Below are 22,582 nucleotides of genomic sequence, written 5' to 3'. Positions count from 1 at the left end.
GCCCGGTGATCAGGATTTATCAACCCGGGGAACGTGATCGAAACTGGGCACATTCACATATTCATGGCCATTCAGCCTGCCCTGCATGTACTCGGGCACTTCCGTTTCGGGATAGACGCACACCAGAACCTCGCAGGCACCCTGGCGGGCTTCGGCGACCTTTTGATACACTTCTGAATACCAGAACGTGCGGGCGGCTTCATGGCTCGGAAAGCGAGCAACGACGGTGAAGCCATTGGGGTGAAAGTCGCCTTCGAACACGTCGATCGGCTGACCACCGGAATACAGGTAATAGCCGCTTGTCGTCGGGTACATTCCCGACCCGAACAGCTGCTTGAGATATTCCTGCATACCAGGAGAGGTTTCCAGAGTGTGATCCCCATCGGTGACCACACCCTGTACGATCATCAGGACCGGGCCGTCATGCAATGCTACTTCGCTCATTTCACTCTCCATTCAGTTGCAATTGTCGGATGTCATCAGGCCGCCAGATGTCCAGCATGCCATGCGATGTGATCTTCCATGAAGGTCGCGATGAAGAAGTATGAGTGATCATAGCCTTCCTGCATCCGAATATTGGCATTGATGCCGGCCTGCTCGCACGCTTCGACCAAGAGATGCGTCTTGAGCTGTTCTTCCAGGAAATTGTCTGCTGAGCCCTGATCAACCAGAATGTGATCCACGCGAGCGCCGCCTTCGATCAGGGATACCGTATCATATTCGCTCCACGCCGCCTGATCCTCGCTCAGATAGCGGCCCAGCGCCTTCTGCCCCCAGGGCACTTGTGATGGCGCAACGATGGGCGAAAACGCGCTGACGCTGGCAAAGCGGCCCGGATTGCGTAGCGCAATCGTCAACGCACCATGCCCGCCCATCGAATGGCCCGTGATCGCCTGACGGCGCAGATCGGCAGCGGGCAGGAGCTCGGCAACAACTTTGGGCAGCTCATCCTCGATATAGCTACGCATCCGGTAATGCTGCGACCACTCTCCCTGCGTCGCATTCACATAAAATCCGGCGCCAAGGCCAAAGTCATATTCATCGGCTGCGTCAGGCACATCGTTGCCATCAAAATCGGGGCCGCGCGGGCTGGTATCAGGTGCGACAAGGATGATCCGGTGTTTCGCGCAGGCAGCGCGGTATTCGCCCTTTTCCATGACATTGGCATGTGTGCAGGTCAGACCGGACAGATAGAAGAGAACCGGCAGTTTCTCGCCCGCTTCATGCTCGGGCACAAAGGCGGCAAAGGTCATTGGTGTGCCGGTTGCAGCAGAGGCGTGTTCATACACGCCCTGCACGCCGCCGAAACTGCGGGTTTCGGATACGACCTTGGTCAATACACCACCACGCTGCGGATGCTTTCGCCTGCATGCATCAGGTCGAAGCCTGTGTTGATCTCTTCCAGCGTCAGTTTGTGCGTGATCATCGGATCGATCGCGATTTTTCCGTTCATGTACAAATCGACGATCTTGGGCACATCGGTGCGCCCCTTGGCCCCGCCGAACGCGGTGCCGCGCCAGTTGCGTCCGGTCACCAGCTGGAATGGGCGGGTGGCAATTTCCTTGCCCGCTTCGGCCACGCCGATGATGATCGAAGTGCCCCACCCCTTGTGACAGCACTCGAGCGCCTGGCGCATCACATCGGTGTTGCCGGTGCAGTCGAACGAGTAATCCGCGCCGCCATCGAGCATCTCGACCAAGTGCGCGACCACGTCGGAAGTCTCTTTGGGGTTCACGAAGTCCGTCATGCCGAACTTCTCCCCCCATTCGCGTTTGGCTGGGTTGAGGTCGACGCCCACGATCCGGTCGGCCCCCGCCATCCGTGCACCCTGGATCACGTTCAGCCCGATCCCGCCAAGCCCGAACACGACCACATTGTCGCCCGGCTGCACCTTGGCGGTGTTGGTCACTGCCCCAACGCCTGTCGTAACCCCGCAGCCGACATAACAGGCGCTCTCAAACGGGGCGTCCGTTCGTATCTTAGCGACTGCAATTTCAGGCAGGACCGTGAAGTTCGAAAACGTCGAACAGCCCATATAGTGATAGATCGTCTCGCCCTTGTAGCTGAAGCGCGAGGTGCCATCGGGCATCAGGCCCTGCCCCTGCGTGGCGCGGATTGCGCTGCACAGATTGGTCTTGCCGCTCAGGCACATTTTGCACTGGCGGCATTCCGGCGTGTAGAGCGGGATGACGTGGTCACCCGGCACGACCGAGGTCACGCCTGCCCCGACTTCACGCACAACGCCAGCGCCCTCATGTCCGAGAATGCTCGGAAACAGCCCTTCGCTGTCCAGCCCATCAAGCGTGTAAGCATCGGTGTGGCACAGGCCGGTCGCCATGATTTCGACCAGAACCTCACCCGCCTTGGGACCTTCGAGATCAAGCTCGACAATCTCCAGCGGTTGCTTGGCTTCAAATGCTACAGCGGCACGGGTCTTCATGGGCGCTCCCTCCATTTCGCTTACTCAAAGCGCCTGCCATTGCGCCTTTTGAAATCGCGATGCGAAATTGATGGGTTATCCAACGAAAAACCCTGTTTGCGCACCTTCTCCCGTGATGACCCGGCCAACAAGAGCGAACGCTCAGATTATCACCCTGCGATAGATTCAAATATTCGCCCCATTGCAACATCGTGACCATTTGCATTGCAGCCATAGCAAATCGGCGCTTCAGCGGCCCCGGGCGATAGGATGAAAACCAGACACAGATAATCTGTCTTTGCGCGTATTTTCCCCCGGGATTCCTCAGGTTGCTCCAAGCTCCAAACAAACGAATTCCCAGCTACCCAAATGGAAAAACTCTCTGGTTGAGATCATGAACATCCAGGCGTGGATGGCGCCCTCGCTGGCCATTGTGAGCGAACTCAAATGATTGTGCCTGAAGCGACTTCTTGCTAATGATTTGTCTCGCATACCTTACGCGGCTAGATGTAATGTAAACATGACGGACTCACTGAAGACAGATATTTCGCCAAATCAGCTGCTATCATTGAGCGGTGTGCGATATGCGTGCACGCTGTTCTTATGTGCCTGCCTGGCAAGTCTCTTGACCGATGCAGCCAATGCGCAAGGCCGCAACCCCTGCATGGAGATTGAGCAGCTGGGGTCAGCCGAAATCGGCGATATTGACGCACTTGGTCAGCAATGCGCAAAGGCGCTTCCGGGTATGTCAGCCGCAGACCAGGACCGGCATATACTGTTTTATCTTAGAGAGATGCCGGGCTATTTTGAGTCAGACAAAATTCTGCCTCTCGCAGAAACACTGACGCCAAATGCCCGGCGGATGCTGCTGTCCTATGCGGCCGTTGATCAAGGGACAAAAGGCAATCTGGATATGGCCGAAGCGGACCGTCTGATCAGGGCATCGAGCAAAGCCAATGATCTGGTTGCGCTGTCCCATCTCCATTTCGCCAAAGGCGCTCAACTGAACCGAATAGGAGCTTCGAGCGATAACGTGGAGCGCCATCTACAAGCTTCGTTGAGGTTGGCTGAGAAAAGCAATTTGGTAAAGAAATATCCACAAATTCTCAATGCCTTGGGGATGCGGGCCAGGAGCGATGGAGAATTCGATCTGGCGATCGACCTTTATCAGCAAGCTTTAGAGGGCTACGAAAGCATTGGGTGGTTCGAAGATACGGGTGCCGCACTTTCGAATATCGGCAACATATTCAACAATATCGGGGGCTCGAAAGAAGCCATTCGGTTCCATAAACGTGCGCTCGAAAGTTTCGATCAATTTGATGGTGCAACATCTTTCCAATATGCTTGCGTTTATACCAATCTTGGCACCGCCTATAAAACGAACAGTCAGTATGAATTATCGCACCAAGCCTATCTGCGCGCCAAGGAATACCACAATCCCGGTGAGATTGATTTTCTTCGAGGACATGTGGAACTCAATCATGCTGAAACTCTGTATCGCTTAGGCAAAATCGACGCCGCGATCGCGATGTTGGAAATGGCCGCGCCAAAAGTTTTCGAGTTAGGTGAGCCGGTTGAAGGAGCCAACGGGCTCTTGCAGCTTGCTGGATATTATCTTGAGAAAGACGAAATTACCAAAGCGCAAAACGCGCTAAATCTTGCCCGCACTGCCCTTGAACCCAATGGTGGCGGCGTTGAAGAAGTGCAGAGCTTCTCGGGCGATACCTTTTTGAAAGGCACGTATTCCAAGCTGATGGCCGACCTTCTCACTCGGCTTGGGCGGTCCGCAGAAGCGGCTCCGTATTTTCAGGCGGCCTCACGCTACAGCGACATTCGCTTTGAAGAAGAGAAGATGAAGGCTGTTGCGAATTCTGAAGTTCTGTTTGAAATTCGTGAGCGCGATAGCAGGCTGGAAAAGCTTGAGGCCGAGGCAGCGCTGGCCGCATCGGAACTGTATCAGTCACGGCTCGCAATAGCGCTGGCTCTGGCCATTTCGTTGCTCATCGGCACGCTCGCATACGCAAGCTTCCGATCTTACCGGATGCAAAAAGCGATGGTGAAAACGCGCGATATCTTCCTTCAGGAAATCCACCACCGCACCGGAAACAACTTCCAGATGATGTCCAGCCTGCTGCGGAGCGAGGAACGCAGCCGGGCGAGGAATGCGAAGGCAGCGGTGGACACAAACAATACGGCAAACCGCATTCACGCCATGGGGTTGATCCACAAATACCTCTACAATTCGGACGCCGACCCGATCACCGCAGTGCGCCCCGAGACGTTTCTCGTCGAATTGCTCGATCTGCTTGACGAAGGCTTGGGCCGGGACGGCATCGATCTGACCCATGAGATCACGCCGTGCGAGATCGATGTGTCGGTCGCCACCCCTCTCGCATTGCTCGTGTGCGAGTTTGTCACCAACGCTTACAAGCACGCCTTTCCATACGGCAAAGGCACCATCGCAGTCACGCTGTCGAAGATAGGGAATGATCTGCGACTGATCGTCGCAGACGACGGCCGCGGCCTCGATGTCAAAGCAGCGCACAACAAGCCCGATTCTGAGGGCATGCACCTCATCGAAGATCTGACCGATCAAATCGGCGGCAAGCTGGATCTCGCTTCCAGTCCTAAAGGAACAACCTGGACGATTGACGGGGTTGCCGCCGGTACACAAATGCCAAACTCAAACCAGCACCGCGAAGCCGCGTAAAGCTGATGATGCCCGAAGAAGCCGGACGACGGGTTACACTGAATTGCGGCTGATGCGGTGCCGTGCTAGCTCACCGTCGATTAAATTGTACATTTGAAAGTGTAAGTTGAAAAAGACGATTCCTTGCCGTCAAAACGAGTGTTCGAATAACGCGCTTTCGCTGAGTGTTATGGTGCGCACGTGCATGATCCTTTTATACGCCTGCTTCTCGTTTCAAGCCGCCCAGGCACAATCCAGCGATGCATGCGCTCGGATTGAGCAGTTGGACCCGGCCCAATTCAGCGAAATAGATGAACTTGGCCAGCGATGCGCGAAGGCGCTTCCCGGTCTGTCTGCAGCCGATCAGGATCGGCATATCCGATTTTACCTAAGAGAAATGCCGGACTATTTTGAGGCAGCAGAAATTGAGCCTCTCGCAGAAAAATTAGCCCCCAACGCTCAGCGAATGCTGCTTTCTTATGGCGCAGGACGAAAAGCGATAATAAGCGAGCTGAATATGGCCGAAGCGGACCGGCTGATCAGGGCATCGAGCAAAGCCAATGATCTGGTCGCGCTTTCCCATCTTCACTATGCCAAAGCTGTGCAGACCTCTCGTGAGGGCGGCTCCACTGCCATTATGGAGCGTCACCTACAAGCTGCATTGCGATTGGCCAATGCCAGCAATTTTGTGAATAAATATCCCCATATCTACAATGCTTTGGCCGTGAGAGCCAGGCTTGATGGTGAATTCGATTTGGCCATTGATCTCTATCATCAGGCATTGAACGGATTTGAAGATATCGGACGGACCGACAATGCAGGCGTCGTCCTCGCTAACATCGGCAATGTATTCAACATTATTGGCGGTTCGAAAGAGGCCATTCGCTTTCATAAGCGTGCGATCGCAAATTTCGAACAGTATGGCAGCGGCGAGCCTCATGTCCTTTCAGCCTTTTACATCAACCTTGGTTGGGCATACCGAGAAGATCGTCAGCTCGATCTATCAAACCAGGCCTACGTAAGCGCTAAAGAATATGCAGAACTGGAGGGATCGAGGTTTCTTCGGGGCCACACTGACCTTGGCCATGCCGAGACCTTGTACCTTATGGGGGAAATTGACGCAGCCATCGCCATGACCGAAAGTTCCGCCCTGATAGTTCTCGAATTGGGCGATCCGGTGGAAGGGGCCAACGGGCTCTTGCGGCTTGCTGGATATTATCTTGAAAAGAACAACATCGCCAAGGCTCAAAGCTCTCTGAGGATTGCCCGTACCGTCCTTGAACCGAACAACGGCGGTGTGGAGGAGGTGGAAGGTCTGCCGGCTGATGCTGAATTGAAGGGCGAGTATTCGCGCCTGACTGCCGAAGTGCTCACTCGGCTTGGGCGGTCCGCGGAGGCGGCTCCGTATTTTCAGGCAGCCTCACGCTACAGCGATATCCGCTTTGAAGAAGAGAAGATGAAGGCTGTTGCGAATTCGGAAGTTCTGTTTGAAATCCGCGAACGCGATAGCAGGCTGGAAAAGCTCGAGGCCGAGGCGGCGCTGGCTTCATCGGAACTGTATCAGTCACGGCTCGCAATAGCGCTTGCTCTGGCCGTTTCATTGCTCATCGGCACGCTCGCATACGCAAGCTTCCGATCTTACCGGATGCAAAAAGCGATGGTGAAAACGCGCGATATTTTCCTTCAGGAAATCCACCACCGCACCGGAAACAACTTCCAGATGATGTCCAGCCTGCTGCGGAGCGAGGAACGCAGCCGGGCGAGAAATACAAAGGCAGCGGTCGACACAAACAATACGGCAAACCGCATTCACGCCATGGGGTTGATCCACAAATACCTCTACATTTCGGACGCCGACCCGATCACCGAAGTGCGCCCCGAGACGTTTCTCGTCGAACTGCTCGATCTGCTTGACGAAGGCTTGGGCCGGGACGGCATCGATCTGACCCATGAGATCACGCCGTGCGAGATCGATGTGTCGGTTGCCACCCCTCTCGCATTGCTCGTGTGCGAGTTTGTCACCAACGCTTACAAGCACGCCTTTCCATACGGCAAAGGCACCATCGCAGTCACGCTGTCGATGATAGGGAATGATCTTCGACTGATCGTCGCAGACGACGGCCGCGGCCTCGATGTCAAAGCAGCGCACAACAAGCCCGATTCTGAGGGCATGCACCTCATCGAAGATCTGACCGATCAGATCGGCGGCAAGCTGGATCTCGCCTCCAGTCCTAAAGGAACAACCTGGACGATTGACGGGGTTGAGCCAATTGCAAACCCAGAAAGGCGGGAAAGTTCAGGGCGGCATCTTCAAGCAGCGTAGGATCAGGTTCGATTAATCCTGCGATCAAGGTTTAAGACAAAATGGCCTGTCACCAGGAGGAAAGACGCTGAAATACCGGCGTTCCGTCAAGCCATTTCGACATTGTGATGGGCGATCTTGATCAAACCCTTTCACGGCGCCGGAATGATTTCTAACAAGGCCAAAACTGACATGGAAAGGCAACCGGCCTTCCCTGCGCCTCGTTTGAAGGATCAGTGGGGCCGGATGCTTGCACTTGCTCTTTTCAGGACCTGGCGATGGCTATGCGCAGCCTTCGCTTTTTTGCCGCCTGCCGATGCGCCGCGACCGCATTTACATCAAGTTCCCTGAATGCAAACACAGGTCTGGCTTCCCAACGGTCGCTGGAGAGCCACATGCGGTATCAGATTGAATTGGCGAGGCCAGCTGAAGCCTTCGGGAAGGTCCGCGACAGGTCGGTCATCATCTGACCTCGCCAAACTTAAGTCGAGTTTCCTCGACTTACAGCACTACGTGCGCGCCGATCATCAGGATCGATGCCCAAGATACGAGGTAAACTGGGGTCCTCAGACCGGGTACGCCGAGCGTGTAAACGACAGCGTGGAGGACACGGGCGAAGAAAAATATCTGGGCCCACATGCCGACAGTTGCGGCAATGCTACTGTCACCCATCAATCCGGCTGCAACCACGACCGCGATAAAAGCTGGCATGGTCTCAATCATATTGAGATGCGCACGTTTTGAGCGCTCCACCCATAGCGGCGTTTCTGGCTCACGCGCCGGGAAGCCTTCTGGATAATTGTGCAGGAACGTTGGAATTCCCCAGATGAACATGCGCGCCGTAATATACGGCGTCCAAAGCAAGACGGTCAGCAGACCGCTCAGGGCGAGATAGTAATATGCTGTTTCCATTGATATATCCTCCTCGGATTAGATGGCCTCAGGCTTGTTCCCAAACGGGCGGCGAACGAAGCAAGGGTAAGTCTCGAGATTGAGGTTGGCTCCCTGAAGGCTTGGAGAAAACTCTTCGCCTTTCTCCGGAAACATCGCGAGAAATTGAATTGTGTCGACGCCGCCAGCAGCGATGCAAGATACGCTTGCGAAATTGCTGATCGCGAATGATGGCGGCGACCCGGGTCACGCCGGAGCGCGACCCGAACCCCTCCATTAAAGATCGCTTGCCGCTGTGCTGCGGATCACTTTCCAATTGGCATCGGCCTTTGCGATCGCGCCTTCGGGATCGCGCAGATAGGCGTTGAAGATATCTTCGCTCAGGAAGACGTAGAGCTTGCCATCGCGAACGTCAGCCCAGCGAGGATCGCCGTCGAACTTCTTGCCGACGGAAACACCAAAGGTGCAGAAGCCGCCATTTTGCGGAATATACTTTCCAGGCGCCGCTGAGAATGTGTCGAGATTTGCCTGAGTGGAGAAGTAGTAGGCCACCCCATCGTGAACAGCAGCATATTTCGCACTGCCTTCGATGCGGTTGCCAGTATTGATGAATGCAACCGTGTCGACGCCGTGCAAAGCGAGCGGTGCACTCGCGGCTGTCAGGCCGGACGAGACATTGTACTCATCGGCAGCCATGGCCAAGCTTGAGGCAAGTGCAGCTACTGCGACTGCGGTTGCGATAGAAACTTCTTTCAACATTGTATTTCCTCTCATTGATTGTTGGGGGACGTTCTTGGTGGGGACCGGTCTCTGTCGCAGCGCGAGTTCAGAACCGGATCGGGAAGATCGCTAGCACCCGGCGCTCTTGTTTGCGGGGGCCTGATTAGAGCGCCAGGTGCTAGTGCATGGCGGAACTGAAGGGGGGGAGACGGGTCAGTTCGGACATGCAAACGGAATTCAGTGCTTCATCGCTGGCACCGATGCATTGGGTCCCGACGGATGCTCCGCACGGTATTTCGCTATTGCAAGAAGCCATGGCAGGATTGGCCGGCTTGTGTCGCAAGTATGAAGCTTGTCAGCCACCGACTGCAGTGTTTGGCCGATTGCAGCGTCCGATTGATCATCAGTCATGGCCCGAACGAAGAACATTTCGAGGCATACCGAGAACTCCTCGAGCAGCCGTTTGAAGGCTTGCGTTTCTCCCCGCATCGACCGGGCGGTGAGAGATTTCCAATGCCTTGGATCTTCACAGACTGTTACGACGTCGATCGATCGCAGCGCATTCCAGCTTGGCTGTCTCGCTTTTCGGTGCGAGTGATAACGCTTGTGCGGCGCAAAAATGAGCTCTCCCCAAGCGGATGAGCGCGGTTCTGCGGTATCGGATACGTATTGCGTCGCCATGTTGTCCTCCTGACAAACTGCAGAGCGGAACTTCGGATGCTGGTTTCGCAATAAATGGCGTCAGCGTATTTCGGGTTTGCCGGAGGATTGTTCAAATCCTGCGCTTCTAACGGCGTTATCGCTTGCGAACCCCGGCAAACTTCTCTCGAATTGCATGGCGGCTTTGGTCGTGACCCAAGGAAATGAGTGGAGCCAAAAGATGCTGCGGATAATGATCATTGAGAACGAGCGAATTCTGGCGCGAGATCTCAAGGAAACGCTTCGCTCGCTGGGTCATGAGGTCGTCGGGCTTGCCACGAACTTCTGTGACGCGGTGGCGCTTGCATCGGAGCATGAGCCCGACCTGGCCCTGGTCGACATTCATATCGACGGGGAAAGAGATGGCATTGCTCTGGCGACTGAGTTGCGGGAGGACCACGAGATGGCAATCGCATTCTTGACAAGCCATGCGGACCACAAGACCGTTCTGAAGGCGTCAATAGTCCGACCTAACGGATACCTCATAAAGCCATTCGACACCGCATCAGTCGATGCCCTGATCAATACGGCGATGGCCAATTATTCGGGCTCGCAAGTCGACGGGGGGAAGATCGTCGCGAGTGCCAAGGCTCTATCAACCTGCAACCGGGACAAGGTCGAGCGGTATATCGAAAAACACCTCGACCGTCCGATCAGCGTCGAGGAACTGGCGGAACTTTGCCAGCTTAGCTCGGCCGAATTTTCGCGGCAATTCAGGGGCAGCTTTGGCGCGCCGCCGCACAAGTATATGGCTGGCGAACGGATCGATGAGGCAAAACGGCTATTGCGCAACACAGACTGGTCGATTGCAGAGATCGCACTGGCGGTTGGCTTTTCAAACCAAGCACATTTCACTGCATCGTTTCGCAAGATCGCTGAAACCACGCCGTCCTGCTACCGCCGATTTACCCAATCCTAACACGGCAATCGAAAACTGGCACAGCGCTGATTTTGACAAATTGAAAGGGTCTCGTCTTCCTACTGAAGTTGCTCGTTCTACGCAGCCCCATAAGCGCCGACAGGTCCCGATTTCGGCGACCGAAATCAGGGCCGGACATTGCTGATATTGGAGCGCTGGTGGTCATCAGGTTCGATGAACGTTTCGAATTGGCGTTGCGGGCCTGCGCGTGGGAATTCGGTCTCGAATAAGACATGCTTCTTTAGGGATTGAAGCCATCGTTCGATCCTGCCCTTTGCCTGAGGGAGGATCGTGGACTGCCACGATGTACCAGATTGTTGGAGCAAATGCTGGAAGACGACCGTCTCTTGGACGATTCATCAGCGTTTTCAGAATTCTGGTGCCAGAAGAGGACTCGCATTTAAGGTGCTACTCATCTGTATTATATGAGAAATTCAGGAGTTCTTTCGTTCGAAGCCCGCAAATAGGCCCACTGGCTCATGCAACTATCTGATATACATGGCCAATTAGGAGCCGAGCTATTTGATTGTGCCAAGACTTTGCGTTGACCAGAAGTCAGCCAAGCGCCCTAATCCAAGACGTAGCCATCCGAGAGTTTTGTTCCTGAAAGCGGACATAAGACAAGCGTTGGCGGTCAGGAACTCCTCTCGTCAAAATCTCTTCGAAACTGTCATCTTTCCGCCATTTCCTTGGAGACCGCCCAATTCTGCCTGGCCTTCGACGCCGAGCCGCCAGCCATGCCCAAGCGCCTGATTGAGACCGAGTTCGAAGCGGTATTGCTCTTCGATATCTTCGCCTGTCGTTTGGAAAATGCTTGCCTCGCTGCTGTTCTCGAAGAACCGGGAAAGCAACCCGATCCTCGTATCGCCTAGGTAGTGATTTGCCTGTGCAATGGCACGGAGCGCTGTGTTGCTGCCGATCTGCTCGTTCACTGCCAAACCGTAACCGATCACAGTGCGGTCGAAGCTGTCTCCTGCGGTGTCGAGCGCGGTAGCACCCGATCCGATGTCGACATCGTCATGGTCGAGATTCTCCCATGCGAAGGAGACGAACGGCTTGATCGGCCATTCGTTCTCGCCAGCGCCATCCACGGTGAAGCAGATGCCTGCTGCGTAGATGGTGATGTTGGCGTCGCCCGGTTGCGTGGCGGCCACACCTGCCGCCGGGATCACGACCGACATGTCAATGTCGTTGGTGCCAGTTGCAAAAGCCAGTGTCGCATCAAGATGGGCTTACAGTCCGGCATCAGAGTGGTTGAGATCGACACTGGCATTCGCCCTGAGGCGGAATACCTCGATGTTGGAGCAATCAGGCGCGGCGATCCCGCTTTGCGATGTGTCGATATTGGCAAAGCCTGCCGCGAGATCAAACATGATTGCGCCCACGATAACGCCGGAAATACCAGCTGCAAGTTCAAAACTGTCTGCATCGAAATCAGGGTTGCCGCCGGTTCCTGACCGGTCGTGGTGGATGTAGAGGATGCTTCCCCGAATATGCTTACCTTTCAGGGTATCGTCCTGATCAGTGCCAGCCACACCAATCTGAGTGCGTCCCTGCAGACTTTGGAAGAACGCGGTCTGCGAGCTTCGGAAGACCTCAAGCCCGGATATCGCCACTTCCGGGCGAAGCTCCGTGAGCGCGTTGGAAAGCTCAGCGCTGTCGGCAATGAGGCCCATCAGAAGCGCTGAATCGCCGAATGCGCCAAGCGAGCCATTTATGAATCTTGTCGTGAGAACCGGTGCGACTTAGAGATCGTCAGGGTCATCAAGCGCCGTGATGCTTGCAAGGTCATTGACTACGGTCACCAGATTTACGTCAAAATTGACTGTGTCGAGTTCAATTGCCTGGATGAGCCATAGTCCGCCGGGCATGACCTGCCCCATTATGGTGCTCCACCGGTTAAGTTAGAGTTCCGGCGGTTGTGGTCGCCCTGCTGGGCAGCCTGAAGCGTAGCATAAGGCAGTTCAGCAGGGCGAGGCAAGATCGCTTGTGGTGCTGGCGGTTGGCATCCAAGCGACGAGTGCGGTCGGATGGTGTTGTAATGGATGCGCCAGCGCTCGATCAGGATGACCGCTTCCTTGAGAGTGTAGAAGATCTCCCCGTTGAGCAACTCGTCCCTCAGTTTGCCGTTGAAGCTTTCATTGTAGCCGTTCTCGCATGGTGATCCTGGCTCGGTCTAGAGTGTCTTTACACCGACCCCGCCGAGCCAGTCGCGCACAGCGTGCGCTGTAAACTCAGCCCCGTTGTCGCTGCGGATATGATCGGGCGGTCCGTGGCGCTGGAACAGCTCAGTGAGCACAGCCAGTACATCATCGCTCTTGAGCTTGCGCTGGACATGGATCGTCAGGCACTGCCTGGTGTGCTCATCGATCAAGGTCAGCATGCGGAACGCTTTCCCGTCGTGTTTTCGGTCAGCCGACGCCGTGAAGGGCTCAGTACTTTCCCTCGACAACCTCTTTTAGGATCAGTGCATCCAGCGTCAGATCAGACACAGCTTTCCTGAGCCGCTGGTTCTCCTTCTCCAGGTCCTTTAAGCGCCGAGCCTGGCTGACCTCCAAGCCGCCATACTCACGACGCCAGCGGTAGTAACTCTGCTCCGATACGCCCAGCGATCGGCAGATGCCACCAACCTTCTCACCTTGCGAAAGCCGAACTTCGGCTTCTCGCAGCATTCCGATAATCTGTTCTGGTGTGTATCTCTTCCGTGCCATTCTCCAGCTCCTTTCAAGCCGTAAATAGCCGAAATCCTAACTCTCAAAACGGACCACTTCCTAGGGGGCAGGTCAATCGCGACTGAGAATTCGCCGATCGACTTCAATCTCGGTGATTGGCGCAATCCGGCTCGCATTCTTCACAAAGGCGGCAGTCGGTTGTTCGATATCGTCGGCCCTGAATTTACTCAGAACTGGCATGGGATGCCGAGCTCGGAAATGCGCCGCAATTTGCGCAGCGCAGACGAAGACCTTGGATAATACTCTGTCCGTCGTCGGGACATTTGGCACAAACTGAATGTTGATCGCTGAAGGGGTTGAGTGCAAAAATTTGCATTGCGTATTCAGCACATATGTATAATTTTCGGCGATCAATTGTTCGATCGTCTTGGATCACAAATCCCACTATTAGGTATTCGACGAGGATATGCAGTTAATCGCAAGCAAGATCTTCCCAGCTGGGCTATTTACGATCTTGATAGGCTGCAGTGCTGCTCCTCCAGCTCAGGAGAACCAAGAAACACCAAGAGTGAGCGTGGAGCGAATTGCGATCGCCAATATCGAGGAGACGATTTCCGCACCTGGAGAAGTAACGTTCAGGCGCGTCATTCCGCTGGCCTTCGTCACTGGAGGTCGCCTTTCATCGATCTTGGTGAATGAGGGGGACTATGTTCGGGCCAACCAGCCTTTAGCCCGGCTTGATACCACAGTGCTTGACGTGGAGCTTGAGCGCGCGAGAAGCGAATTGCAACGAAGGACAAACGAGCTGCGTCGAATACAGGAATTGTTCGATGACGGTTGGGTCACGTTGGCACAGCTGGAAGAAACGCAGAACGCTCAAGCATTGGCTGCCACTGCCGCTCGCACCGCAGAATTTAATCGCGATGGCAGCATCTTGAAGGCATCTGGGCCCGGAGTGGTGTTGGCGCGTTTGACGGAACCCGGACAGGTCTTGCCTTTGGGATCACCCGTGTTGAGTTGGGGAGATGTAAGCGGAGGATACATCTTGCGTGTTCTTCTCAGTGATACTCAAGTCCAACGAATTGAGCTGGGGGCACCGGCGCAGGTGACCATCAAGGCTATCGAAGGCATGTCGCTGTCCGGACAGGTCGTAGAGCTCGGCGCTCAGGCGGAATCTCGATCAAAAAGCTTTGCGGTAGAAATCTCGCTTCCTCCAAGCACCAATCTGCGCCCGGGACAGATCGGCAATGCTACAATCTCCGTGCGATCCTCACCGGAACCTGAAGATGTAACTCTGGTCCCGGCCAATGCACTGTTCGACGCGCGTGGGGGCCAGGGATTTCTCTACCTGCTGGATCCGGAAACCGATCGCGTACGCCTGCAACGCGTTGAGATAGGGGAACCGGTCGGCTCGGCCGTGAAAGTGACTTCCGGACTGCAAGCGAATGCCTGGGTCGTTGTATCCAACCTTGAGCAGATCCAGGATGGCATGATCGTCGACGCAGACAAACGCGGTCTCTGAAGAGTGGGATTCATCGAATTTGCGGTGCGACGCGGAAGAGCGACCCTGCTCGGAGCGTTGTTACTCGGGATCTTGGGAATCCAAGCATACCTGTCGATACCACGCTCAGTCGATCCGCATTTTCCCACACCGTTTACGGTCACCACGGTCATACTGCCAGGAGCTGACGCAGGAGAGATCGAGCAGAGCATTGCCAAGCCGGTCGAGCGCGCGCTGCAGGGGGTTGAGAACGTGCGCGAGATACGGTCAACTTCTGTGAATGGCTCAGCACGGATTGTCACCGAATTCGAACATGGAACGGACGCTGAGCTTTCGCTCGATCGGGTCATCCGCCAGGTCAATTCTGTACAGGGCAGCCTGCCCACCGGCATCTCCAGTGTAGAAAGCACCCGACCGCGCACCAGCGACGCTGCAGTCATGCAATTGGCGCTGATAAGCGACGACGCGAATTGGATCCGCGTTGTGAAATTCGCAGATGATCTGCGAGAGAAACTGAGCGCGCTCCCAAACGTACGGAGCGTCTCGATCGAGGGAGCCGCTGAGCCAGAGGTATCAGTACGCCTGGATTCCAATCGTCTCGCCACTGCAGGCCTATCGGTTTCGCTTGTGACCAGCGCTTTGGAGCAAGGCGGACTGCGATTGCCCGGTGGCGCGCTGGAAAGTGGAACCCGCCGCTACAACGTGGATGCCGGGGGAGCATTTCGCACTCTTGAAGCCATTCGAGCCATCCCGATAGTCACCAGTGAAGGACGTCGGGTAACCGTCGAAGACGTCGCATCGGTCGAATGGGCGGAAGCCGAGCGGCGTCACATCACCAGGTTTAATGGACGCCGCGCCGTCTTTTTGAGCATCCGCCAGAAGGACGGCAGCGATGTCAAGGCCTTGCAGCAACGTGCACTTGCAACAATCGGAGAATTTCGCACGTTGTTGCCGCCGGATATGGAACTGCAAACCGGGTTCGATCAGAGCGAGGCAATCGATTCCAAACTGAGGACCCTCCAGCGCGACTTCTTCATCGCCCTTGGCTTGGTGCTTCTGACTCTTGCACCCTTGGGTCGGCGAGCGAGCATTATCGTAATGGTCTCTATACCGCTTTCGCTTGCAGCAGGAGTGCTGTTCCTCTGGACGATCGGCCACTCGCTGAATCAAGTCAGCTTGTCTGGACTGATCGTGTCATTGGGGTTGGTAGTCGACGATTCAATTGTCGTCATTGAGAACATTGAACGCCGCTTACGTGACGGGGATTCTCCCATCACAGCTGCTATCGAAGGCGCTCGAGGAATTTCTGCAGCGGTAGTTGGCGCCACTGCCGTGCTGCTCATGGCATTCCTGCCCTTGGCAATGATACCGGAATCGGCAGGCGATTTTGTGCGTGGACTGCCTATTGCCGTGATCGCGACCGTGGTCAGTTCGCTTGTCGTCTCGATGACGATCATCCCGTATCTCGCAAGCCGCCTGGCTCCCGATGGAGGCAAGAGCGCCAATTCGATTTTGCAATGGCTGAACAGAACGATCCACACCGTCTATTCGCCAGTGCTGCGCGCGGCCCTGCGTCGACCATTGTCCTGTGTTCTGGGCAGCATGGCGCTGTGTGTGGCAGCTCTTGGCCTGCTCCCGCAGATCGGATTCAGCCTCTTTCCATCCGCCGAAACTCCGTATTTCCTCATTCGCATACAGACGCCCCAAGGCAGCTCACTGGCAACCACAGACGCGGTTGTAAGCCGCATTTCGTCAACCCTCGAAGAACAGCCGCTCGTGAGAAACCGAATGGAGAATGCGGGCACCGGACATCCGCAAATGTTCTATAATGTTCTCCCTTCCACCCAGAATGTTCGCGATGGTGAAATCCTCGTAACGCTCGATGAATGGGACAAGAATCGCGTCCCCGACCTTCTCGAGAGACTGCAAGCAGAGTTCGAGAACGATCCCGATGCACAGATCAGCGTTCTTCCGTTTGAAAACGGTCCTCCTGTCGAAGCCCCGATCGCCATCCGTGTGCGCGGACCTGATCTGGCCGAATTGCGCGGGTTAGCCGCCGCTGTTTCAGCAACACTGCGAGCAACTCCCGGCCTACGCGAAGTCAATAACCCGGTCGCGTCCGAGCTTCTCGAGCTGTCAGTTGAAGTGGATCCTGACAAAGCGGCCATTCTCGGAGTTTCCAGTGGAGATGTCCGGCTCGCCTTGAACCTCGCCATCGAAGGCAAAGACACTGGCCTTCTTATCGATAGCGAAGGTGACAGCTGGCCTGTTACGGCGCGGCTCGCCGAGGGTGCTGGCGCGGACCTCAGCGTCCTTGACAGCATCTACATCCCGACCTCTCAGGGTTCAACGATCCCCTTGTCGCGGGTCGCAAAGGTTGAGCTTCAAAGCGAGCCAGCACAGATCTATCGGCGAGCATTCGAGCGGTCGGCTACCGTAACAGCCAGGGTCGACCCAGATCGGAACGTTGCCAACGCAACAAAAGACGTCGTCGAACGTTTGGAAGCGATTGATCTACCGTCCGGCTATAGTCTGAGTTTGGGCGGCAATGCTGAGACGGCCGAACGAAACTTCTCGGGGCTTTGGAGCATCGCCATACTTTCGATGTTCGGCATTTTGCTGGTCATTGTGATCGAGTTCGGTCGATTCCGGGATGCGCTTGTGGTTGCGGCAGTCGTTCCTCTGGGCCTTCTCGGCGGGTTGCTGGCGCTATTCCTGACCGGGAATTCGTTGTCGTTCTACGCTTCCATCGGGTTTATCGCGCTCGCGGGTATTGAAGTAAAGAACTCCATCCTGTTCGTGGATTTCGCAAACAAGCAAATGGCGAAAGGGCTATCGATACATGAAGCTATTGAGCGAGCCGGCGAGCTACGCTTTCTTCCAGTCCTACTAACCTCGGCAACCGCAATCGGAGGGTTGCTGCCGCTCGCACTCGGCAAAGCTGCGCTTTACTCGCCATTGGCCTGGGTCATAATTGGGGGCCTCGTTAGTTCGACAGCACTTGGCAGGGTAATCACTCCGGCAGTTTATCTGCTCGTAATACAAGGATTGTCGAACAAGGATCGAGAATCCACTCATTCGTCGCCCGGCGCGAACGCGAGTGCGTAGTGCAATGAAGAGTGACCCGAGACTATAACCCGCTATCGAAGGCAAACCCAGGCAGGCTCGCGTGCATGGAGTGTGTGGTCAATTGTTAGCGCGCTGCGCCAAAAGATGTGCTGCCTTCGGGCTCGGTCACCACCAGGCTAAGCCAACGAGCTGTGAGGGCAGGTCGTGCAGTCCCTTTGATCTCTACTCTGACGCGATAGACAAACTTCCAACGACCGCTTCGTTTGTCTTCGATATCGTCGAGCACAAAACACCCTCTGACTTCCTCACCCGAATGAACCGGCGAGAGGAACCTTACGCGATCCATCCCCTGGTTTATGGCTGCCACCATCTTCGGAGGGAAAAGGGCGACATCCTCTATCATGTGGGTTAGGAGCGACAGGGTCAGGAATCCATGAGCGATGGTTCCTCCGAACGGTGTTTCACGGGCAGCATCCTGGTCCACATGGATGTATTGCCGATCCTTCGTCACGTCCGCGAATTGATCGATCATGGCTTGATCGACCAATATCCAATCGGACACCCCAATTTCGGTGCCGACTTTCGATTGGATTTCGCTCCATTCAGTCATGCGCCACTTCGGAAAAGCAGATCTCAGAATTCATCGAAAAGGCGGTTTCGATTGCCGAAGAGCGAACGCCATTCATCTTCCGTCGGGCTCTCGCTGAATGCAGTTTCGTCTGGCCCGATCCGAACCCAACTCTGCTTGCTCGAGGTCCAGACATGCCCGAGCATTTCGCAGTCATCGAGGTTCGTGACGGTGCCAGCTCTCACCACGAGCACGCCTTTTCGCCAACTGTTCGCAGAGAACACGTGCGAATGGCAGTTTGGACAGAAATAGGATCGATTTCCGCGTCCCGGGGCCGTTTGATAATCTCGCCCCTGAAGCTCGCCCTGAATCTCGACCAAGTCTTTGCGAGTTGGAAGATTCAAGGCGAATGAGGTGCCCAGTAGCCTTCTGCACTGGCCACAATGGCAGGCATAAAACCCGGCTGGTCCTATATCGACCGACTGGTAACGAATATCGCCACAACGGCATTGGCCCTCAACTATGGTCATCAACCCAATCCTGTCTGCGGACCATGGCAATACCCTATGGATCCGGCTTTTCGTCCAGCGTACTTCCGACAGGTTCTAGGTACGCATGAACCGGAGTGCCATCATATGGAGAAAAGTTTTGATATACCCGTCCTTCTTCCAAAGGCGCATAAGCCCAGCAAACTCGCTTCTTCTCGATCGAGAAGAAGCACAGTGCATTCTTTTCAACCCACCAAGTCCCTGAAGAAGACCACCCTTTGGAGTCGACGAGTTTGTAGGTCCCATCAGCGAAGTAGTGCGTTCGATGCGAATAGAAGTCAATGAAGTCCACCCGCATTACTCTGCCATACAACTCACGACCGTCGGAAGTCGGCTCTTCGTCGACAATTGAAACCGTGGGCGTCTGTTCCGATTCAGCCGTCGCCGAACTCCCCACGGCTGCGACGATCAATGCCAGCGAGCATGAAAGCAAACAGGACGACGCTCTAGATTTTCGCACCTTCATATGTGAATCTCCAACTGACTGCATGATTTCAAGCATTCGATGCCAAGTCCCGTCACGCGGTGACGAGCTCCTTGATCCCATAGAATTTCTGAGAATTCTGGGAGAGGAGCTTCCGTTTCACTTCTTGGGTGAGGTCGGTTCTCGAACGAATCTCATCGAAAGCAACACTCAGTCGGCCACCTGCGTAGTGGACGTGCGGGAAATCTGCTGAACCCAGGATGCGATCTTCTCCCGCGAATTCCACGAAACTGGCGAGATCGGGTTCGTCACCCTCAACAGTGAAATAGACTTCATGGTCTCGCAGATATTCGCTTGCGGTTTTCTGCGCCTGCCATGGTTCAGCTGCCGGCGTCTCCTGCCAGTGCTCCATCCGCGAAAGGGCGGCCGGATACCAACCGATCCCTCCTTCAAGGAAGGAAACCCTCAACTTGGGGAAGCGGTCAAGGATGCCGCCACCGAGGAATGAAAAGAACCCCATCACCATAGCCATCTCGAAGTTCAGGATGAATGATGCAGCTGGAAAGTCGCAGCTTTCCTGGATGCCATCGTGCGACCACCCGACATGGACGCAAACCGGCATCGCGTTCTCTTCGAAGTAGCCGAACAGCTGGTCGAAACGCCGGTCATGGAGCAGCACATTGCCCGCGGTTGGCAGAAGCATGCAGCTCGAAGCGCCTAGCTCTTTGATCCGCCTCGCTTCCTTGACAGCAAGTTCGGGAGACCGGATCGGGACCAGACCACCCCATTTCAAACGATCTGGCGCCTTGCCGCACTGCTCGGCCACGAAAGAGTTGTACGCTGAGACGAGCGCCGCTTCGAACAACGGATCCTTCGTGAGCGGCTGAAGGAAAAGCGTCGTATACAGAACCGAGACATCGAGCCCGACCGAATCGAGACTGTCCAGATATGCTGGAACGTCGGTCAGCGTCTGTACGCCATAGGAAACCGGCTTGAGTTTGGCATAGTCGCTTGTTGGAGGCGTCGCATGGCAGGATGAGTTCGGCCCCTGCATCTTGGGCCGCATCTCGCCATCGATGATCCAGGCCTTGTTCCGTGTAGGTCGATGCTGGACCATGTCACCGATATCGACGATCCGAGGTCTACGATGCATGTATCCAGCATCGAGAAAGTCAAAAATCGCATCGCTGTCTTCAATGTGAGAGTCAGCGTCAATCGAGAAGAAGTCATTCGTTTTCATAGCAAATCCTCAAATTTCTCATGCAGTTCGAAGGTTCTGGAGGGCGTGAATCCGACGGATATTTTGCGTCAGCATGGCGGCCGAGACGCCAATCCGCGAGATCGTCAGTGTTCTGAGATCGATGATCGTGGTCGCGAGCTTGTCGACCGTCTGGTAGAGTACCGTTCCCTGGTCGTAGGAGTAGTCCACGGCATCTCGGATCGTGCTCGGGACTTCATCGATCGATTGGCTATTGCCCTCACCGGTCGCATTGGCCGATGTTCCGAACAGAGCTTTTCCTTGCTCGGCCATACGAATGGCGAGTTGTTCGGGTAACCAACCGGTATTCAGGAAAATGGCAACCGATCCATCCTTGGTCGCCTGCGCTTTCGCGACGGGACTGAAGCTCCTGTAGATTTCACTGTCTGAATCAAGATCATTGACCACGGCGAGGGTGGTTCGGGTGATGACATCGTCGAGCCATTCGCGCGCCACACGCCCCACCGGCTTTGTAAGCTCGTCAAGGATTGGTATATTGCCAACCAGGATCAATGGGTTGGTCGGGGGACGTCCTTTCAGATCATACATCAACTTGATGGCTTCGTCGGACGTACCCACGATGCCATAACCGACCACTGTACGCAGCAGCACGACACCGCCGCGATCAAGAACGCCTGCAGCTTTGTCGACGATTGCCGGGTCGCAGCTTTCGTCGAGGTCCAGTGGTCTTGCTACACTTGCCAGCATCACTTGGCACCGGCTTGGCAACTGGCCACGAAACTGCGGAATTCCTCGCCTTGGGTTGACGAAAATGACTTGCCTTCAAGGCCCATGCGCGAAAGCAAATAGCTTGGCTCCACCTCATCAGGCCCGTTTCCGACATGACGTTTGAGCATGTCGCGGACTGCAGCAGAACCGGAGTGGCGCGTGATGAGGAACTCTCGCTCACGCCCGAATAATGCTGGGTCGAAAGGTTCATAGGTATCCGGATGTTTTAACATCCCGCTCTGGTGAAGGCCGGCGGCAGTCGCGTTCACCCAGCGACCAAGGATCGGCTTGTTGCGCTGCAAATCAAAATCGATCGCTTCGCTCAAGGCATTACAGGCGGCCAGAAGAGCGATCGGGTCGACATTGCAACGTCTCGCAAACTCATCTTCCTTGGTAAGCAAGATCGCGACAATTTCTTCCAAGGCAGCATTTCCTGCCCGCTCACCTATGCCGCACAAAGTTCCCTGACATTCGTTCGCGCCTGCGGCGATGCCGGCGATGCTGTTGGCAACTGCAAGGCCAAGATCATTGTGGCAGTGCACGGACAAAGACGTCTCCGCTCCAACCCATTCGCGAGCTGCGGCCACCATTGCACCGAATTGGCTGGGAAGAGCTGCTCCCACAGTATCGGTTACGACCACAGTTGTTGCGCCTGCATCCACTCCGGTCTTAATCACCTTCTCCAGCATCGAGTAGGATCCGCGCGAAGCGTCCTCAACCGCAAGCGATACTTCGATGTTGTGATTCGCAGCGTATTCGACTGCTTCCCGGGTCTCCTCAATCGCTTCCTCAAGAGTGATCTGACGCTTGTGTTCCAGATGGATTTCCGAACCTGTAACAAGGATCTGGATCTGCAGATCCCGCCTGTTGCCTGCCAACTCCAGACAGCAGTCAATGTCGCCACGCGTGGCCCGCGCAAACAGGCTCAAGGATGCGTTGGTGGGCTGCTGGAGGATCTGCGATACCGCTTCGTAATCGATCGGCGACGCGGCAGGGAACCCCGCTTCAATCCGATCGATCCCTGACATCGCTATGCGGTTGAATAGGTCGACTTTGGTCTCGACCGACATCGCATTCATGGGAGCTTGCTCGCCATCGCGCAATGTGGTGTCGAATAGGGTGATTTCCGCTACCATTTCATTCTCCTCTTTTGTCTCGGGTCATTTCATCCTTG

At 55.4% G+C, this 22,582-nt stretch carries 22 protein-coding genes and 1 pseudogene; 5 read left to right on the top strand and 18 right to left on the bottom strand.

The window, feature by feature from the left end; translation table 11 throughout:
• Positions 1-9: 9 nt before the first annotated feature.
• The 3 genes from Q0837_RS01105 to Q0837_RS01095 are packed head-to-tail and all read right to left on the bottom strand — an operon-like array spanning position 10 to position 2,440.
• Positions 10-444 (bottom strand): DUF1330 domain-containing protein, encoded by a 435-nt coding sequence (locus Q0837_RS01105; RefSeq protein ID WP_298464125.1) that lies wholly within the window; start codon positions 442-444, stop codon positions 10-12.
• Positions 445-479: 35 nt separating this feature from the next.
• Positions 480-1,337 (bottom strand): S-formylglutathione hydrolase, encoded by an 858-nt coding sequence (gene fghA, locus Q0837_RS01100; RefSeq protein WP_298464122.1) that lies wholly within the window; start codon positions 1,335-1,337, stop codon positions 480-482.
• Positions 1,334-2,440, bottom strand: coding sequence for an S-(hydroxymethyl)glutathione dehydrogenase/class III alcohol dehydrogenase (locus Q0837_RS01095; protein WP_298464119.1), 1,107 nt, complete (start codon positions 2,438-2,440; stop codon positions 1,334-1,336). Before Q0837_RS01095 ends, fghA begins: the two co-directional genes overlap by 4 nt.
• A 499-nt stretch (positions 2,441-2,939) precedes the next feature.
• Between Q0837_RS01095 and Q0837_RS01090 the strand changes: the two genes are divergently transcribed.
• Positions 2,940-5,129 carry a tetratricopeptide repeat protein gene (locus Q0837_RS01090; RefSeq protein ID WP_298464116.1) on the top strand — a complete coding sequence of 730 codons (2,190 nt, stop codon included), beginning with the start codon at positions 2,940-2,942 and terminating at the stop codon, positions 5,127-5,129.
• Between the two features lie 193 nt (positions 5,130-5,322).
• On the opposite strand, the gene Q0837_RS01085 is transcribed toward Q0837_RS01090, so the two are convergent.
• Complete coding sequence (locus tag Q0837_RS01085) at positions 5,323-5,484, bottom strand: hypothetical protein (protein ID WP_298464113.1); 162 nt, start codon at positions 5,482-5,484, stop codon at positions 5,323-5,325.
• A gap of 141 nt (positions 5,485-5,625) precedes the next feature.
• On the opposite strand from Q0837_RS01085, the gene Q0837_RS01080 reads away from it, so the two are divergent.
• Entirely contained in the window at positions 5,626-7,431 is a 1,806-nt protein-coding gene (locus tag Q0837_RS01080) for a histidine kinase dimerization/phosphoacceptor domain -containing protein (RefSeq protein WP_298464110.1), read from the top strand.
• Between the two features lie 480 nt (positions 7,432-7,911).
• Here the strand turns inward: Q0837_RS01080 and Q0837_RS01075 are convergent, their stop codons facing one another.
• From Q0837_RS01075 to Q0837_RS01065, 3 genes are all read right to left on the bottom strand, one after another.
• Entirely contained in the window at positions 7,912-8,322 is a 411-nt protein-coding gene (locus tag Q0837_RS01075) for an MAPEG family protein (RefSeq protein WP_298464108.1), read from the bottom strand.
• Positions 8,323-8,577: 255 nt separating this feature from the next.
• Positions 8,578-9,060: a YHS domain-containing (seleno)protein gene (locus Q0837_RS01070; RefSeq protein WP_298464105.1), complete on the bottom strand. Its 483-nt coding sequence runs from the start codon at positions 9,058-9,060 to the stop codon at positions 8,578-8,580.
• Positions 9,061-9,258: 198 nt separating this feature from the next.
• Entirely contained in the window at positions 9,259-9,702 is a 444-nt protein-coding gene (locus Q0837_RS01065; protein WP_298464102.1) for a hypothetical protein, read from the bottom strand.
• 154 nt (positions 9,703-9,856) lie between these two features.
• Here Q0837_RS01065 and Q0837_RS01060 point away from each other — a divergent pair, with 154 nt between their 5' ends.
• Positions 9,857-10,639, top strand: a complete 783-nt coding sequence (locus Q0837_RS01060) for a response regulator transcription factor (RefSeq protein WP_298464099.1) — start codon at positions 9,857-9,859, stop codon at positions 10,637-10,639.
• A gap of 650 nt (positions 10,640-11,289) precedes the next feature.
• On the opposite strand, the gene Q0837_RS01055 is transcribed toward Q0837_RS01060, so the two are convergent.
• From Q0837_RS01055 to Q0837_RS01035, 5 genes and pseudogenes are all read right to left on the bottom strand, one after another.
• Positions 11,290-11,853 (bottom strand): autotransporter domain-containing protein, encoded by a 564-nt coding sequence (locus Q0837_RS01055; protein ID WP_298469707.1) that lies wholly within the window; start codon positions 11,851-11,853, stop codon positions 11,290-11,292.
• Positions 11,854-11,871: 18 nt separating this feature from the next.
• Positions 11,872-12,315 carry a hypothetical protein gene (locus Q0837_RS01050; protein ID WP_298464097.1) on the bottom strand — a complete coding sequence of 148 codons (444 nt, stop codon included), beginning with the start codon at positions 12,313-12,315 and terminating at the stop codon, positions 11,872-11,874.
• A 69-nt stretch (positions 12,316-12,384) separates the two neighbouring features.
• Positions 12,385-12,522, bottom strand: coding sequence for a hypothetical protein (locus tag Q0837_RS01045; RefSeq protein WP_298464094.1), 138 nt, complete (start codon positions 12,520-12,522; stop codon positions 12,385-12,387).
• A pseudogene (locus Q0837_RS01040) lies at positions 12,522-13,350 on the bottom strand (integrase core domain-containing protein). The gene Q0837_RS01045 and the pseudogene Q0837_RS01040 overlap by 1 nt, the downstream one beginning before the upstream one ends.
• Before the next feature lie 72 nt (positions 13,351-13,422).
• Positions 13,423-13,551 (bottom strand): hypothetical protein, encoded by a 129-nt coding sequence (locus Q0837_RS01035; RefSeq protein WP_298464091.1) that lies wholly within the window; start codon positions 13,549-13,551, stop codon positions 13,423-13,425.
• A 226-nt stretch (positions 13,552-13,777) separates the two neighbouring features.
• Here Q0837_RS01035 and Q0837_RS01030 point away from each other — a divergent pair, with 226 nt between their 5' ends.
• Both Q0837_RS01030 and Q0837_RS01025 read left to right on the top strand, forming a co-directional pair.
• Complete coding sequence (locus tag Q0837_RS01030) at positions 13,778-14,833, top strand: efflux RND transporter periplasmic adaptor subunit (protein ID WP_298464088.1); 1,056 nt, start codon at positions 13,778-13,780, stop codon at positions 14,831-14,833.
• A 3-nt stretch (positions 14,834-14,836) separates the two neighbouring features.
• The gene (locus tag Q0837_RS01025) at positions 14,837-17,920 is read left to right on the top strand and encodes an efflux RND transporter permease subunit (protein WP_298464085.1); all 3,084 of its coding nucleotides are present in this window, start codon (positions 14,837-14,839) and stop codon (positions 17,918-17,920) included.
• Positions 17,921-18,005: 85 nt separating this feature from the next.
• Here the strand turns inward: Q0837_RS01025 and Q0837_RS01020 are convergent, their stop codons facing one another.
• Genes Q0837_RS01020 through Q0837_RS00995 form a run of 6 tightly spaced genes read right to left on the bottom strand, consistent with a single transcriptional unit; the run spans position 18,006 to position 22,544 of the window.
• Positions 18,006-18,491: a MaoC family dehydratase gene (locus tag Q0837_RS01020; protein ID WP_298464083.1), complete on the bottom strand. Its 486-nt coding sequence runs from the start codon at positions 18,489-18,491 to the stop codon at positions 18,006-18,008.
• 23 nt (positions 18,492-18,514) lie between these two features.
• Complete coding sequence (locus Q0837_RS01015) at positions 18,515-18,979, bottom strand: GFA family protein (protein ID WP_298464081.1); 465 nt, start codon at positions 18,977-18,979, stop codon at positions 18,515-18,517.
• 34 nt (positions 18,980-19,013) lie between these two features.
• The gene (locus Q0837_RS01010) at positions 19,014-19,499 is read right to left on the bottom strand and encodes a hypothetical protein (RefSeq protein ID WP_298464079.1); all 486 of its coding nucleotides are present in this window, start codon (positions 19,497-19,499) and stop codon (positions 19,014-19,016) included.
• A 16-nt stretch (positions 19,500-19,515) separates the two neighbouring features.
• Positions 19,516-20,661, bottom strand: coding sequence for an amidohydrolase family protein (locus tag Q0837_RS01005; RefSeq protein ID WP_298464077.1), 1,146 nt, complete (start codon positions 20,659-20,661; stop codon positions 19,516-19,518).
• A gap of 18 nt (positions 20,662-20,679) precedes the next feature.
• Positions 20,680-21,387 carry a Sua5/YciO/YrdC/YwlC family protein gene (locus Q0837_RS01000; RefSeq protein WP_298464075.1) on the bottom strand — a complete coding sequence of 236 codons (708 nt, stop codon included), beginning with the start codon at positions 21,385-21,387 and terminating at the stop codon, positions 20,680-20,682.
• Positions 21,387-22,544: a hypothetical protein gene (locus tag Q0837_RS00995; protein ID WP_298464074.1), complete on the bottom strand. Its 1,158-nt coding sequence runs from the start codon at positions 22,542-22,544 to the stop codon at positions 21,387-21,389. Before Q0837_RS00995 ends, Q0837_RS01000 begins: the two co-directional genes overlap by 1 nt.
• Positions 22,545-22,582 lie beyond the last annotated feature (38 nt).

This window comes from uncultured Erythrobacter sp., from assembly GCF_947499705.1.
In the GTDB taxonomy this organism is placed as follows: domain Bacteria; phylum Pseudomonadota; class Alphaproteobacteria; order Sphingomonadales; family Sphingomonadaceae; genus Erythrobacter.
The sequence above is the reverse complement of the archived record's forward strand: the minus strand, read 5'-3'. Positions and strand labels throughout refer to the sequence as shown.

What these genes read in the sequence shown, in the direction of transcription:
- Q0837_RS00995 (WP_298464074.1), bottom strand. Translation starts at nt 22,544, where the DNA reads ATGGTAGCGGAAATCACCCTATTCGACACCACATTGCGCGATGGCGAG.
- Q0837_RS01080 (WP_298464110.1), top strand. Translation starts at nt 5,626, where the DNA reads ATGGCCGAAGCGGACCGGCTGATCAGGGCATCGAGCAAAGCCAATGAT.
- Q0837_RS01050 (WP_298464097.1), bottom strand. Translation starts at nt 12,315, where the DNA reads ATGGGCCTCATTGCCGACAGCGCTGAGCTTTCCAACGCGCTCACGGAG.
- Q0837_RS01035 (WP_298464091.1), bottom strand. Translation starts at nt 13,551, where the DNA reads ATGCCAGTTCTGAGTAAATTCAGGGCCGACGATATCGAACAACCGACT.
- Q0837_RS01095 (WP_298464119.1), bottom strand. Translation starts at nt 2,440, where the DNA reads ATGAAGACCCGTGCCGCTGTAGCATTTGAAGCCAAGCAACCGCTGGAG.
- Q0837_RS01005 (WP_298464077.1), bottom strand. Translation starts at nt 20,661, where the DNA reads ATGAAAACGAATGACTTCTTCTCGATTGACGCTGACTCTCACATTGAA.
- Q0837_RS01000 (WP_298464075.1), bottom strand. Translation starts at nt 21,387, where the DNA reads ATGCTGGCAAGTGTAGCAAGACCACTGGACCTCGACGAAAGCTGCGAC.
- Q0837_RS01105 (WP_298464125.1), bottom strand. Translation starts at nt 444, where the DNA reads ATGAGCGAAGTAGCATTGCATGACGGCCCGGTCCTGATGATCGTACAG.
- Q0837_RS01085 (WP_298464113.1), bottom strand. Translation starts at nt 5,484, where the DNA reads ATGCCGATCCTGATCGGCTGCAGACAGACCGGGAAGCGCCTTCGCGCA.
- Q0837_RS01070 (WP_298464105.1), bottom strand. Translation starts at nt 9,060, where the DNA reads ATGTTGAAAGAAGTTTCTATCGCAACCGCAGTCGCAGTAGCTGCACTT.
- Q0837_RS01020 (WP_298464083.1), bottom strand. Translation starts at nt 18,491, where the DNA reads ATGACTGAATGGAGCGAAATCCAATCGAAAGTCGGCACCGAAATTGGG.
- Q0837_RS01090 (WP_298464116.1), top strand. Translation starts at nt 2,940, where the DNA reads ATGACGGACTCACTGAAGACAGATATTTCGCCAAATCAGCTGCTATCA.
- Q0837_RS01030 (WP_298464088.1), top strand. Translation starts at nt 13,778, where the DNA reads ATGCAGTTAATCGCAAGCAAGATCTTCCCAGCTGGGCTATTTACGATC.
- Q0837_RS01045 (WP_298464094.1), bottom strand. Translation starts at nt 12,522, where the DNA reads ATGGGGCAGGTCATGCCCGGCGGACTATGGCTCATCCAGGCAATTGAA.
- Q0837_RS01075 (WP_298464108.1), bottom strand. Translation starts at nt 8,322, where the DNA reads ATGGAAACAGCATATTACTATCTCGCCCTGAGCGGTCTGCTGACCGTC.
- Q0837_RS01065 (WP_298464102.1), bottom strand. Translation starts at nt 9,702, where the DNA reads ATGGCGACGCAATACGTATCCGATACCGCAGAACCGCGCTCATCCGCT.
- Q0837_RS01010 (WP_298464079.1), bottom strand. Translation starts at nt 19,499, where the DNA reads ATGCTTGAAATCATGCAGTCAGTTGGAGATTCACATATGAAGGTGCGA.
- Q0837_RS01015 (WP_298464081.1), bottom strand. Translation starts at nt 18,979, where the DNA reads ATGACCATAGTTGAGGGCCAATGCCGTTGTGGCGATATTCGTTACCAG.
- Q0837_RS01060 (WP_298464099.1), top strand. Translation starts at nt 9,857, where the DNA reads ATGGCGGCTTTGGTCGTGACCCAAGGAAATGAGTGGAGCCAAAAGATG.